Source organism: Williamsia sp. M5A3_1d (assembly GCF_053345315.1).
This window is the reverse complement of record NZ_JBKEZX010000002.1, coordinates 522,437-535,124: the sequence shown is the minus strand read 5'-3', so window position 1 is coordinate 535,124 and position 12,688 is coordinate 522,437. Positions and strand designations below refer to the sequence as shown.

General features: G+C 69.6%; 13 protein-coding genes. 7 read left to right on the top strand and 6 right to left on the bottom strand.

The window, feature by feature from the left end; genetic code table 11:
• Window positions 1-6: 6 nt before the first annotated feature.
• Both ACLBW1_RS10055 and ACLBW1_RS10050 read left to right on the top strand, forming a co-directional pair.
• Entirely contained in the window at window positions 7-789 is a 783-nt protein-coding gene (locus tag ACLBW1_RS10055) for an SDR family oxidoreductase (RefSeq protein ID WP_447811688.1), read from the top strand.
• A gap of 35 nt (window positions 790-824) precedes the next feature.
• Window positions 825-1,991, top strand: a complete 1,167-nt coding sequence (locus ACLBW1_RS10050; protein WP_447811687.1) for a sulfotransferase family protein — start codon at window positions 825-827, stop codon at window positions 1,989-1,991.
• Here the strand turns inward: ACLBW1_RS10050 and ACLBW1_RS10045 are convergent.
• The 6 genes from ACLBW1_RS10045 to ACLBW1_RS10020 form a co-directional block, all read right to left on the bottom strand.
• On the bottom strand, window positions 1,988-3,235 hold the full coding sequence (locus ACLBW1_RS10045; protein WP_447811686.1) for a sensor domain-containing phosphodiesterase: 1,248 nt from the start codon (window positions 3,233-3,235) through the stop codon (window positions 1,988-1,990). The genes ACLBW1_RS10050 and ACLBW1_RS10045 overlap by 4 nt on opposite strands.
• Window positions 3,236-3,310: 75 nt before the next feature.
• A complete protein-coding gene (locus ACLBW1_RS10040) occupies window positions 3,311-4,423 on the bottom strand; it encodes an acyl-CoA dehydrogenase family protein (protein WP_447811685.1) in 1,113 nt (370 codons plus the stop codon).
• The gene (locus tag ACLBW1_RS10035) at window positions 4,420-5,388 is read right to left on the bottom strand and encodes an acyl-CoA dehydrogenase family protein (RefSeq protein WP_447811684.1); all 969 of its coding nucleotides are present in this window, start codon (window positions 5,386-5,388) and stop codon (window positions 4,420-4,422) included. Before ACLBW1_RS10035 ends, ACLBW1_RS10040 begins: the two co-directional genes overlap by 4 nt.
• Window positions 5,385-6,566, bottom strand: a complete 1,182-nt coding sequence (locus tag ACLBW1_RS10030) for an acyl-CoA dehydrogenase family protein (protein WP_447811683.1) — start codon at window positions 6,564-6,566, stop codon at window positions 5,385-5,387. The genes ACLBW1_RS10035 and ACLBW1_RS10030 overlap by 4 nt, the downstream gene beginning before the upstream one ends.
• Window positions 6,567-7,463, bottom strand: coding sequence for an enoyl-CoA hydratase (locus ACLBW1_RS10025; RefSeq protein ID WP_447811682.1), 897 nt, complete (start codon window positions 7,461-7,463; stop codon window positions 6,567-6,569).
• Between the two features lie 42 nt (window positions 7,464-7,505).
• A complete protein-coding gene (locus tag ACLBW1_RS10020) occupies window positions 7,506-8,399 on the bottom strand; it encodes a helix-turn-helix domain-containing protein (protein WP_447811681.1) in 894 nt (297 codons plus the stop codon).
• A 58-nt stretch (window positions 8,400-8,457) separates the two neighbouring features.
• Here ACLBW1_RS10020 and cysD point away from each other — a divergent pair, with 58 nt between their 5' ends.
• The 5 genes from cysD to ACLBW1_RS09995 are packed head-to-tail and all read left to right on the top strand — an operon-like array spanning window position 8,458 to window position 12,683.
• Window positions 8,458-9,372 (top strand): sulfate adenylyltransferase subunit CysD, encoded by a 915-nt coding sequence (gene cysD / locus ACLBW1_RS10015; protein ID WP_447811680.1) that lies wholly within the window; start codon window positions 8,458-8,460, stop codon window positions 9,370-9,372.
• Window positions 9,372-11,234, top strand: a complete 1,863-nt coding sequence (gene cysC, locus ACLBW1_RS10010; protein WP_447811679.1) for an adenylyl-sulfate kinase — start codon at window positions 9,372-9,374, stop codon at window positions 11,232-11,234. Before cysD ends, cysC begins: the two co-directional genes overlap by 1 nt.
• Window positions 11,231-12,004 carry a 3'(2'),5'-bisphosphate nucleotidase CysQ gene (locus ACLBW1_RS10005; protein ID WP_447811678.1) on the top strand — a complete coding sequence of 258 codons (774 nt, stop codon included), beginning with the start codon at window positions 11,231-11,233 and terminating at the stop codon, window positions 12,002-12,004. Before cysC ends, ACLBW1_RS10005 begins: the two co-directional genes overlap by 4 nt.
• Window positions 12,001-12,363, top strand: a complete 363-nt coding sequence (locus ACLBW1_RS10000) for a DMT family transporter (RefSeq protein WP_447811677.1) — start codon at window positions 12,001-12,003, stop codon at window positions 12,361-12,363. Before ACLBW1_RS10005 ends, ACLBW1_RS10000 begins: the two co-directional genes overlap by 4 nt.
• Window positions 12,363-12,683 carry a DMT family transporter gene (locus tag ACLBW1_RS09995; protein ID WP_447811676.1) on the top strand — a complete coding sequence of 107 codons (321 nt, stop codon included), beginning with the start codon at window positions 12,363-12,365 and terminating at the stop codon, window positions 12,681-12,683. The genes ACLBW1_RS10000 and ACLBW1_RS09995 overlap by 1 nt, the downstream gene beginning before the upstream one ends.
• Window positions 12,684-12,688: the final 5 nt, after the last annotated feature.

Genomic DNA, 12,688 nt, shown 5'->3' with positions numbered 1-12,688 from the left:
GGCGAGATGACCGGACTCCTGCACGACAAGGTCGTCGTGGTCGGCGGTGTAGGGCCCGGGTTGGGTCGGTCGATCTGCCTGCAGGCCGCCGCGGCCGGGGCGTCGGTGGTGCTGGCCGCGCGCACCGCCGAGCGCCTGCGAGCGGTGGCCGACGAGATCACCGCCGCCGGCGGGGTGGCACATGTCGTGCCCACCGACATCACCTCCGACGACGCGGTCGATGCCCTCGTCGAGGCGTCGGTGGAGCGGTTCGGTCGTGTCGACGCACTGGTGAACAACGCCTTCGCCCTCCCGTCGATGAAACCGCTGGCCCGCACCGACTTCGACGCGATCACCGCCGGCCTCGACCTCACGGTCCTCGGCGGGTTGCGTATGACGAAGGCGTTCACCGACGCCCTGGCCGCGACATCCGGCGCGGTGGTGATGATCAACTCGATGGTGCTGCGCCACAGCGAACCCCGCTACGGCAGTTACAAGCTCGCCAAGGCCGCGTTGCTGGCGATGTCGCAGACCCTCGCCACCGAACTGGGCGACAAGGGCATCCGGGTGAACTCGGTCGCCCCGGGATACATCTGGGACGACCAGCTGAAGTGGTACTTCGGCGAGGTGGCGAAGAAGTACGAGATCAGCCCCGACGACGTCTACCGCGAGACGGCGTCGAAGACGGATCTGAGACGCCTGCCCGAACCCGACGAGATCGCCCGCGCCGTGGTGTTCCTCGCCTCCGACTGGGCCAGCGCGATCACCGGACAGACCGTGGACGTCAACTGCGGCCAGTTCCACAGTTGATTCCGACACCACTCGTAGCGGGAAAGGGTGAACCGATGACCGGACGTACCGGAGTGGGAACCGTCGAGGACCTGCACGCCTCGGCGATCAAGGCCTGCGGCCTCGAGGATTTCGGCAGCGACGAGCCCGGCGGGGACGACTACCGCGAAGGCCTGGCCGTCCTGCTGGAGAGCTATCAGCGCGACGCCGGGTTGACCGAGCTGGGCAGCAAGATGTCCCGGTTCTTCCTCCGCGGTGCACTGGTGGCGCGGCTGATCAGCCAGGCCTCGTTCACCGCCAACCCCGGACTGTCCACGGTTCCGATCACCCGACCGATCTTCGTCACCGGGTTGCCGCGCACGGGCACCACCGCGCTGCACCGCCTGCTGACCGCCGACCCCGGTCACCAGGGGCTCGAGATGTGGCTGGCGGAGTTCCCGCAGCCGCGCCCACCCCGCGACACGTGGGCGACGAATCCGGTGTTCCAACAGATCAATTCCGGCCTCGAGCAGCATCACGTCGAGAACCCGGAGTTCATGGGCCTGCACTACATGAGCGCCGACGACGTCGAGGAGTGCTGGCAGCTGTTACGACAGACCATGATGTCGATCTCGTACGAGTCGCTGGCCCATCTCCCGACCTACTCGCGCTGGCTCGACGGGCGCGACTGGACACAGGCCTACGAACGGCATCGCCGAAACCTGGCCCTCATCGGCTCGAACGAACCCGAGAAACGGTGGGTGCTCAAGAATCCGAGCCACCTGTTCGCCCTCGATGAACTCCTCGCCGTGTATCCCGACGCGCTCGTGGTGCAGACGCACCGCCCGCCGCGCACCATCATCGGGTCGATGTGTTCTTTGGCCGCGAGCGCCACCGACGGGTGGTCGACCACCTTCGTCGGCGAGACCATCGGCGCGACGCAGCTCGAACTGTGGTCGCGCGGACTGCAGCGCTTCACCGAGTCCCGTGCCCGCCACGACCCGTCGTCGTTCGTCGACATCGACTTCGCCGATCTGCGCGACGACCCCATCGGTGCGGTCGAGACCATCTACGCCGCCCTGGGCACCCCGCTCGGTGACGAGGCGCGCGCGGCGATGGTCGCGATGGACGCCGAGAGCAAGAGCGGCGATCGCAAACCGGCGCACCGTTACTCGCTGGCGGACTTCGGTCTCACCGACACCGCGGTCGACGAGGCCTTCGACGGTCTGGTGGCTCGGCGCTAGATGCTCTCGGTCTGCTCGGCCGTGCGCAGCGCGATCGGATAGGGCTGCGGGATCTGGAAGTGGTACCCCTGCGCCAGCGGGCAGTGCAACGCCACCAGCGATGTCACCTGCTCAGGGGTCTCGATACCCTCGGCGATCACGCTGAGATCGTTGGCCTCGGCATGGGTGATGAGCCCGCTGAGCAGGTGGTCGACGACATCGGTCCCCAGCCCGGCGGTGAGGGACGCGTCGATCTTGAAACCGTCGATGGGCCAGGTGATCATGCGGCTCAGGGACGACCATCCGCGTCCCACGTCGTCGATCACGATGTGGGTGCCCAGGGCGCGCAGGGCGGAGATCGCCTCGATCGCCGGGTCGTCGTCGAGGGTGGCCGACTCGACGAGCTCCAGGCAGAGGCGTTCGGCGGGCAACGCGCCCTCGGAGACCGCGTCGCGCAGCAGTTGCAGCCGCGCCGGCCGGATCAGGTGCGCGCCGTCGATGTTGACGTGCAACACGGTGTCGGCCGAGCCGGCCATCACCGTCATGGCGGTGCGCATCACCGACAGGTCGATGTCGAGCATGATGTCGGTGTCGCGGACCGCGGGCAGGAACCGACTCGGCGGCAGGAGACCATCGGTGGGGTGCACCCAGCGACACAGCGCCTCGTACCCGTGGGTGCGGCGGGTCCGCGGGTCGACGATGGCCTGGAAGTAGGGGCGGATCTCGCCGCGCTGCAGGCCGGTGATGATCTCGTCGAGCGGGTAGACCCCGGCGGTCACCTCCCGGTCGCGCTGCAGTTCGAGTTGCTCCTCGAGGACGCGGGCGTATTTCTGCAGCAGCGTGAGGCCGTCGGCGTCGAGTTCGTGGGGTTCGGTGTCGGTGAGGCACAACGTCCCGATCGCGGTGTGTTCGCGGCTGAACAGCGGTACACCGACGTAGGTGCGCAGACCGGCTCTGCGGAGCGGGTCGAGCAACGAATCGTCGATGGTCGATTCCGTGGCGTCGGTGATGACGAGAGGTTGACCGGTGTCGACGACCTCGCGACACGTGGTGGCCTGGCGCCGTGTCACCACGCCGTCGGCCCCGCGGATGCCGTGTGAGGCGAGCACGTACTGGTTCTCGTCGTCGAGGATGTGCAGGAGTGCGATCGGATAGCCGACCGCGCGCGCGGCGAGCTCGAGCGTGGTGGTCAGCGCAGCGCTGACGGCGTTCGGGTCCACGTAGTTCGCCGCGTTGCCACCGCGCGAACTCGAGCGGTCGTTCATCATCGCGATGGTAATACGACAGGAACGGTGGCGGACCGATGTCGCCGCAAGTCGGTCGATCGGCTGAATTCTTTTCTAGAGACCGAGGGACTCGGCGAGGCCGTCGGTCACCGTGCGGGGTCGTCCGAACAGCTGAACACCCGCGTGGGCTCGTTTGAAGTACAGGTGTACGTCGTGCTCCCAGGTGATGCCGATGCCACCGTGCATCTGGACCGCCTCGCCGGCGACCGCAACCGCCGCCCGGGAGCAGTGGATCCGGGCCGCGGCGATGGCGGGGTCGGTATGGCTGTCGGCCGCCAGCGCGTACGCGGCGGCGTAGGAGATCGATCGCGCCGACTCTACCGAGACGAACATGTCGGCCATCCGGTGCTTGAGGGCCTGGAACGAGCCGATGGGGCGGCCGAACTGGGTCCGCGAGCCGGTGTGGGCGACAGTGCGGTCGAGCAGTTCGGCAGCGACGCCCACCTGCTCGGCGCTCACGGCGACCGCCGCGACGGCCCGCAACCGTTCGACGAGGTCGCCCGGGGCGGCGATCGTCTGCGACGGCGTGTCGTCGAAGGCGACCCGGGCGAGCGGTCGCGTCGGGTCGAGGACGGGCAGCGCGACCCGCGAGACGCCCTCGGCGTCGGGGGAGACCTCGTGCAATGTCGTGTGGGTCCCCGAGCGGGCGATGACCAGCAGCACGTCGGCGTACTCGCCGTCGAGCACGTAATGGGCTGTCCCGGTCAGCAACCCCCCTTCGGCGACGACACCGTCGACGACCCCGGGTGTGTCCCATCCCGATTCGTCGGCCCAGCACACCGCGGCGACCGACGTGCCCTCGGCGATCGGTGGGAGCAGCCGCTCGCAGGCGTCGTCGTCGCGCGTGAGCAGCAGGGCCTGCGTCGCGAGCACCGAGCCGAGCATCGGCACGGGGTGCAGCGACCGCGCGAGTTCCTCGAGCACGATGTGGCTCTCCACCAGGGTGGCCCCGACCCCGCCGAACCGTTCGGGGACGGCGAGGGCGGCGACCCCCACCTGCTGGGCCAACGTCGTCCACAGCGCGTGATCGACCCGGGGGCTCGCGGCCATCGCCGTGCGCAGCGCCGCCGAGCCGCCCTGGCGGGCCAGCACCGTGCGCACCGAGTCGCGCAGCGCGGCCTGCTCGGCGGTGTCGATGCCGGGTGCGGCGAACACGGTGTCGCTCATGCGGTGATCGCCGACAACACCGTGCGACGATGTCGCGCCGCGGTTCCCCACGCGGACTGCAGCGCACGGGTCTTGGTCAGGTACAGCGACAGGTTGTGTTCGGCGGTGTAGCCGATCGCGCCCAGGGTCTGCAGGGCGGTGCGGGCGGCGAGGTCGGCGGCGCGGCCGCAGGCGACCTTCGCGGCCGAGACGTCGCGGCCCGTCGTCGCGGCACCGGCGTCGATCGCGAGTGCGGCCCCGTGCACGAGAGGACGCGCCATCTCCACGGCGATCGCGACGTCGGCCAGGTGGTGTTTCACCGCCTGGAACGATCCGATCGGGCGGCCGAACTGGGTGCGGTTGCGCGCGTGATCGCTCGCGGTCGCGAGCATGGCCGACGCGAGACCCACCAGCTGCGCTGCGGTGGCCAGCGCGCCGAACTCGAGGGCCCGGCGCGCGTCGACGTCGGTCGCCACCGATTCCCGGGCGACGACGGTGGAGATGCTGCGCGACCGGTCGACCGAGGGGTGGGTGACCTCGGGCTCGGCGAGGTGCAGTGTCGAATCCTGCAGGAGCAGAACCAGGTCGGAGGTGACCGCGTCGGCGGCGTAGGGCACGTCGTGCGGTACCGCGATCGTCGCGAGTCCCCCCGCGAGCAGGGATTCGGCCAGATCGTCGCGCCCGGCGTCGGACAGCACCACCGGGACGGCGGCGACAGTCTCGGCCACCGGGCCGGGGACGCAGTGGCGACCGAGTTGCTCGGCCGCGACGACCATCTCGACCGCGCCCGCACCGACCCCGCCCGACTCCTCAGACACCAGTAGCGCGGTGACGCCGGTGTCGGCGAGCCTGCGCCACACCGCCCGGCCGGGCGCGTGATCGCCGTCGTTCCACGCGCGCACCACCGCGGGCATGTCGGCGCGGGCGAGCATCGCGTCGATGCTGCCCGCGAGGTCGAGGTGCTCGGTGTCGAGCAGGAATCTCATCGGTCGCCTCTCGGGAGGCCCAGCAGGCGTTCGGCGATCACGTTGCGCTGGATCTCGTTGGTGCCGGCGTAGATCGGGCCCGACAGCGAGAACAGGTGACCGCCCATCCAGTCGTGCCCACCAGGCGCGTCGGCGCGTTCGGCGTCGGCGCCGAGGAGGTCGAGTGCGGTCTCGTGGGTCGCGATGTCCCACTCCGACCAGAACACCTTGGTGATCGACGACTCCATCCCGAGCTGCCCACCCTCGGCGAGGCGGCTCACCGTGGCGTAGGTCGCCAGTTCGTAGGCGCGGGCACCGATCCAGGCGTCGGCGACGCGCGCACCGAGCGCCGTGGTGTCGGGGTTCGCGGGATCGTGGTTCCCCCACAGTTCGAGCAGTCGGTCGGTGGTCGCGAGGAACCGGCCCGGCGACCGCAACGACAGGCCGCGTTCGTTGGCCGCGGTGCTCATCGCGATCTTCCACCCGTTGCCCGCCTCACCGATGACCCCCGACTCGCCGGGGTTCTCCGGGTCGTCGGGCACGAAGACGTCGTCGAGGAACAGTTCGGCGAAACCCGGTTCACCGTCGAGCTGGGCGATCGGCCGGACCGTGACACCCTCGGCGCGCAGGTCGAACATGAAGTACGTCAGCCCCTTGTGGCGGCTGGAATCGGGGTCGGTGCGGAACAGTCCGAAGCCGCGGTCGGCGAAACTCGACCGCGAACTCCACGTCTTCTGCCCCCGCAGCAGCCAGCCGCCGTCGGTGCGGACCGCGCTCGACCGCAGCGACGCGAGGTCGCTGCCGGCCTCGGGCTCGCTCCACGCCTGTCCCCAGATGTCCTCCGCGCGGGCCATTCTCGGCATGATGCGGGCCAACTGGTCGGGATGTGCGTGGTCGAACAGGGTCGGGGCGAGCAGGAAGATGCCGTTCTGGCTCACCCGGCCCGGGGCGCGGGAGCGGTAGTACTCCTCCTCGAACACCACCCAGTGCAGCAGGCTCGCGTCGCGACCACCGAACTCCTCCGGCCAGCTCACCACCGACATCCGCGCGTCGGCCATGGTGGCCTCCCACGCGCGGTGCGCCTCGAATCCCTCAGCGGTGTCCATCGACGGCAGCGGCGTCGGAGGAACGTTGGCCTGCAACCAGTCCCGTACCTCGAGCCGGAAATCCTCCACGTCGCGCTCGACATCGAGATCCATCTACGACGCCCCTCTGGCCTTCATCGATCGGGCGTCCATGCCGCCCAGGGCATCGCCGTCGGTCGCCTCGGCGTTCGCGCTGTGGGCGAAGTGATGCCAGCCGAACACCGAGTCCATCGAGTTGCGAAGACCCATCTGATCCTCGGAGATGTTGACGGCCTTCTTGCACAGCGCCAGACCCAGCGGGGGCATCTGGGTGATCGAGGAGGCGATCTCGGCGACCTTCGCCGACAGCTCGTCGCGCGGCACCACGTGGTTGACCATGCCCCAGTCGAGCGCCTCGGCCGCGGTGAAGCGCCGCCCGGTGAAGAGGATCTCCTTCGCCCGGCGAGGGCCGAGCACGAACGCGTGGGCGAAGTACTCCACCCCCGGGATGCCCATGCGGGCAACGGGATCGGAGAAGAAGGCGTCGTCGGAGGCGACGATGAAATCGCAGATCCAGGCGAGCATGAGACCGCCTGCGATGCAGGCGCCGTGCACCTGTGCGATCACCGGCTTGGGGATGTCGCGCCACCGGCGACACATCCCGACGTAGACCTCCATCTCGCGTGCGAGACGTTGATCGCCCCCGGTGCGATCGGTGTGGTCCCACCAGATGGTCGCCGTGTTGGGGTAGGCCACGTGGAAGTCGCGTTCCGGCGTGCCGATGTCGTGGCCGGCGGAGAAGTGTTTCCCGTTGGCCCGCAACACGATCACGGACACGGCGCGGTCGGCTACCGCCTTCACGAACGCGGCGTCGAGCGAGTAGGTCATCACCGAGTTCTGCGCGTTGCGGTAGTCGGGACGGTTGAGGGTCACGTAGGCGACACCGTCGACCACCTCGTAGGCGACCGGGGTGGAGTCCGCGGTCAGCTCGGCACCGGTCAGCGGTGCCGGGATCTCCGGTGGCGACGTCATGAACCGACCATACCTAGCAAGTGCTTGGTTGGTAAAGCGACCTCAGGGCGCCGTCGCACCGTCGGTGGAGGCGACGACCTCGCGCAGGCGCGCGACGATGCGGTCGACCCCGTTGGTGTCGGTTGCCGCGCCCGGACAGGCCACCAGCGATGCGATCACCCGGTGCGACCCGCCGGCCCCGACCTGGCCGATGCTCGCGATCGGTACCGCCACCGACATCGTGGGCACGGTCGCCGACAGTTCCTCCGGGCGGTAGTCCGAGGTCATGAGGTCGATGAGCAGGTCGGCGACACGGCGTTGCACGGCCGGGGCCGAGTCGGCGCGATGTACCGAGTGCAGCGTCGCCATCACCTCGGTCGCCTCGCGTCCCAGGTTCTCGACGGTGAAGCCGCGGTCGCGCACGGTGTCGAGCAGCCGCGCGACCGTCTCGCGGGCCGGCGGCGGCACGGTGTCCAGCCACTCCGAGCGTTCCGTCGGCTGTTCCCACGCGATGAACTCCCGACACAGGGGAGCCCCGACGGGTATGCGCGTACCGACCTGCGCCCACGCGATGTCGCCGGCGATGTCGGTGACGATGATCGACGCGTCCTCGCGTTCGGCGAGGAGGATCGGCATCGCGAGATCGTCGGCGGCGGCGCGTATCGCCGGACCGCAAATGGTGACCATTGGACGGGTCCGCGCCGATGCGGCCATCCGACCGAGGAACGCCGACGCGGGGGCGAAGCGGTTGTCGTCGCCCCGGACCACCCACCCGTCTGCACACAACTGGGTGAGCACGGCGTGTGCCGTGGCCCGTGTCATCCCGACCGCACGCACGATCTCGGCGAGGGAGGGACGCGCGGTGGGGTCGGAGACGAGGAACTCGACAACGGTGACCACGCGGTGCGTCGGGGCCGACACCGGTTGACGCTCCGATGCTGCGGTGTTTACTGTCACATAGTCGAACGCTACTGTCGAATAATCGACACCACAAGTTCTGAGCCGAAGGATCCACATGCTCGACGGCGGATATGAGCTGTCGCACCTCGCTGCCCTCGAGGCGGAATCGGTGCACATCATCCGGGAGGTCGCGGCCACCGCGCAGCGCCCCGGTCTGCTGTTCTCCGGCGGCAAGGACTCGGTGGTGATGTTCCACCTGGCGCGTAAGGCCTTCTGGCCCGCGCCGGTGCCGTTCGCCCTGATGCATGTCGACACCGGGCACAACTTCGACGAGGTGATCGAGTTCCGCGACCGGATCGTCGCCGAGACCGGGGTGCGGCTGCTCGTCTCGAGCGTGCAGGACGACATCGACGCCGGCCGCGTGGTGGAACAGACCGGGCCGGGCGCGAGTCGCAACCGGTTGCAGACAGCCGCCCTGCTGCGCGGCATCACCGACAACCGCTTCGACGCGGTGTTCGGCGGGGCCCGCCGCGACGAGGAGAAGGCTCGCGCGAAGGAGCGGGTCTTCAGCTTCCGCGACCGGTTCGGCGCCTGGGACCCCCGCGCACAGCGCCCCGAGCTGTGGAACCTCTACAACGGCAGACATGCTCCGGGAGAACACATCCGGGTGTTCCCGCTGAGCAACTGGACCGAACTCGACATCTGGCAGTACATCGCGGCCGAGTCGATCGATCTCCCGCCGATCTACTACGCCCACGACCGCGAGGTCGTCGAGCGGGACGGGATGTTGTTGGCCCACACCCGTTTCCTCGAGACCGCCGAGCACGAGACGACCCGTACCGAGACCGTGCGCTTCCGGACCGTCGGTGACGCGACCTGCACGGGATGCGTCCTGTCGACCGCGACCACCGTCGCCGAGGTGATCGACGAGGTCGCGGCGACCCGTCTCACCGAGCGCGGCGCCACCCGGGCCGACGATCGCATCTCCGAATCGGGGATGGAAGACCGCAAGAAGGAGGGCTACTTCTGATGGCGCTGCCGATCGCGGCCGAGGGCCGAAAAGAACTGCTGCGCCTCGCGACCGCGGGAAGCGTCGACGACGGGAAGTCGACGCTCATCGGACGGCTGCTCTACGACTCGAAATCGATCTTCACCGATCAGATGGAGTCGATCGAGCGGACCAGCGCCGAACGCGGCGACGACTACGCCAACCTCGCGCTGCTCACCGACGGCCTGCGCGCCGAGCGCGAGCAGGGCATCACCATCGACGTCGCCTACCGCTACTTCGCGACCCCGCGGCGCAAGTTCATCGTCGCCGACACCCCGGGGCACGTGCAGTACACACGCAACATGGTGACCGGGGCGTCGACCGCCGACCTCGCGATCGTGCTGATCGACGCCCGCAAAGGGGTGCTCGAACAGACCCGCCGCCACGCGTTCCTGTCGTCGCTGCTCGGCATCCCGCACCTCGTGCTGGCGGTGAACAAGATGGACCTCGTCGATTTCTCGCAGGCCCGCTTCGACGAGATCCGCGACGAATTCGCCTCCTTCGCATCAAAACTCACCGTCACCGACCTCACCTTCATCCCGGTGTCGGCGCTGCTCGGCGACAACGTGGTGACCCCGTCGGCGAACATGGACTGGTACCACGGCGCGCCACTCCTCGACCATCTCGAGGAGGTGCACATCGCATCCGACCGCAACCTCATCGACGCCCGACTGCCCGTGCAGTACGTGATCCGACCCCAGCGCGGCGACGGATCCGACCACCGCAGTTACGCCGGGACCGTCGCAGGCGGCACGTTCTCGCCCGGCGACGAGGTCGTGGTCCTGCCCGGAGGGTTCACCACCACCATCGACCGCATCTGGGCGCCCGGCGGGGTCGAGGTGGCGCAGGCCTTCCCGCCGATGGCGGTGTCGGTGTCGTTGCGCGACGAGATCGACATCACCCGGGGCGAGATGTTCGCGCGACCGAACAACCGTCCGTGGGTGGGCCGCGACGTCGACGCGATGCTGTGCTGGTTCTCCGACGACACCACCCTCGCGCCGGGCAACCGGTACGTCATCTCGGCGACCACGGCGTCGGCGCGTGCGGAGATCACCACTCTCAACTACCGGCTCGACATCAACACGCTGCACCGCGACGAGGCCGCGGAGGCGTTGTCGGTCAACCAGATCGGGCGTGTCACCCTGCACGCACAGCAACCGCTGATGTTCGACGCCTACCGCCGCAACCGCGACACCGGCAGCTTCATCCTCGTCGACGAGGCGACCAACACGACCGTCGCCGCGGGGATGATCAGCGGCCCCGTCGACCGTCAGAGCACCATCGTGTGGCACGGGTCGAAGGTGTCGGCCGATCAGCGCCCGTATCGTGGTGCCACGATCTGGCTCACCGGACTGTCCGGATCGGGAAAGAGTTCGATCGCGGTGGAGGTGGAGCGTCGCCTCGTCGCGGCCGGGCGCCCCGCCTACCTGATGGATGGTGACAACTTGCGGCACGGACTCAACTCCGACCTCGGCTTCGGTGACGACGACCGGCGGGAGAACATCCGACGCACCTCCGAGGTCGCGTCGCTGTTCGCCGACTCCGGATCGGTCGCGATCGTCTCGCTGATCAGTCCGTTCGCCGCGGAACGGCGGCGCGCGCGCGAGATCCACGCCGCCGCGGGACTGCCGTTCTTCGAGGTGTTCGTCGACACCCCGCTCGCCGAGTGCGAGCGGCGCGACCCCAAGGGGCTCTACGCCCGCGCTCGCCGGGGAGAGGTGAAGCAGTTCACCGGGATCGACTCGCCCTATGAGCGTCCTACCGACGCCGAGCTCGTGGTGACCCCCGACCATGGGTCGCCGACCGACATCGCCGAGGCGATCATCCGGGACCTCGGCCTGTGAACGGCGGCGCGTCCTCGGATGCCCGTCTCGCCGCCGACCTGGCCACCGCGGCCGGGGAGTTGCTGGTGCACCTACGGACCGAGAGTGGGTTGACCGGCACCGATCTCGGTGACGCCGGCGACCAGCAGGCCAACGAGCTGCTGCTGGAACGGTTGCGGGCGGAGCGCCCCGACGACGCGGTGCTGTCGGAGGAGTCGGCCGACGACCGGCGGCGGCTCGCCGCCGACCGCGTCTGGATCGTCGACCCCCTCGACGGGACCCGCGAGTACCGCACCGAAGGTCGTCGCGACTGGGCCGTCCACGTGGCGCTCTGGTTCGCCGGCAGCGGCCTCGTCGCCGGTGCCGTCGCCCTCCCCGCGCTCGGGGTCACCTACGACACCGGCTCGCTGCCGGTGGAACCCGTTGCCGGACTCCTCGATCCGCGTACCGACGACACACCCCGCGTGGTCGTGAGCGGATCGCGACCGCCCACGTTCTCGGATGCGGTCGCCGACGCTGTCGGGGGCGTCGTGACGCCGCTCGGATCGGCCGGGGCCAAGGCCATGGCCGTGGTCCGCGGCGAGGCCGATGCCTACGTCCACGCCGGTGGACAGTACGAATGGGACTCCGCCGCACCGGTTGCCGTCGCCGAGGCCGCCGGGTTGTTCTGCAGCCGTGTCGACGGGTCGCCGCTGCGCTACAACTCCGACGACGTGTACCTGCCCGACCTGGTGATCTGTCGGCCCGAACTCTCCGACACCATCCTGTCGGCGCTGCGCCGGGCGCGGTGACCCACGCGGTGGCCCCGCGCACCTGGGGGCTGCTCGGGTGCGCGATCGCCGCCGAGGTCGCCGGATCGCTCGCCCTCAAGGGCGCGCTCGACCACCCGGCCCTCTATGCGGTGGTCGCCGCCGGATATCTCGGCGCGTTCGTACTGCTCGACCGCGTATTGCGCGCCGGGCTCGGACTCGGTGTCGCCTACGGGATCTGGGGTGCGCTGGGCGTCGCCGCCACGGCGCTGCTGTCGGCGGTGATCTTCGGCGAGGCGTTCACCGCGCTGATGATCGTCGGCATCGTCCTGGTGATCGGCGGTGTGCTGTGTATCGAGTTCGGCTCACCTGCACGACGCTCGCCGGGAACGGGCGACTGATGGGGTGGCTGTTTCTCGCGATCGCGGTGCTGGCCGAGGTGTCGGGCACGGTCGCGCTACGTGTGGCCGCGGGCGGGCGCCGAGCGTTCTACGCCGCCGTCGCGGTGGGGTACGCGATCTCGTTCGTCGCGCTCTCGGCCACGCTCGCCGCGGGTGTCGGACTCGGTGTCGCCTACGGCATCTGGGCCGCGACCGGCGTCGCCCTCACCGCGCTCGCCGGGCGCATCCTGTTCGCCGAGGCGCTCACCCGGGTGATGGTGCTCGGCATCGTGGCGGTGATGGCCGGCGTCGTCCTCATCGAGGTCGGTGCCGGGCACTGACCGTC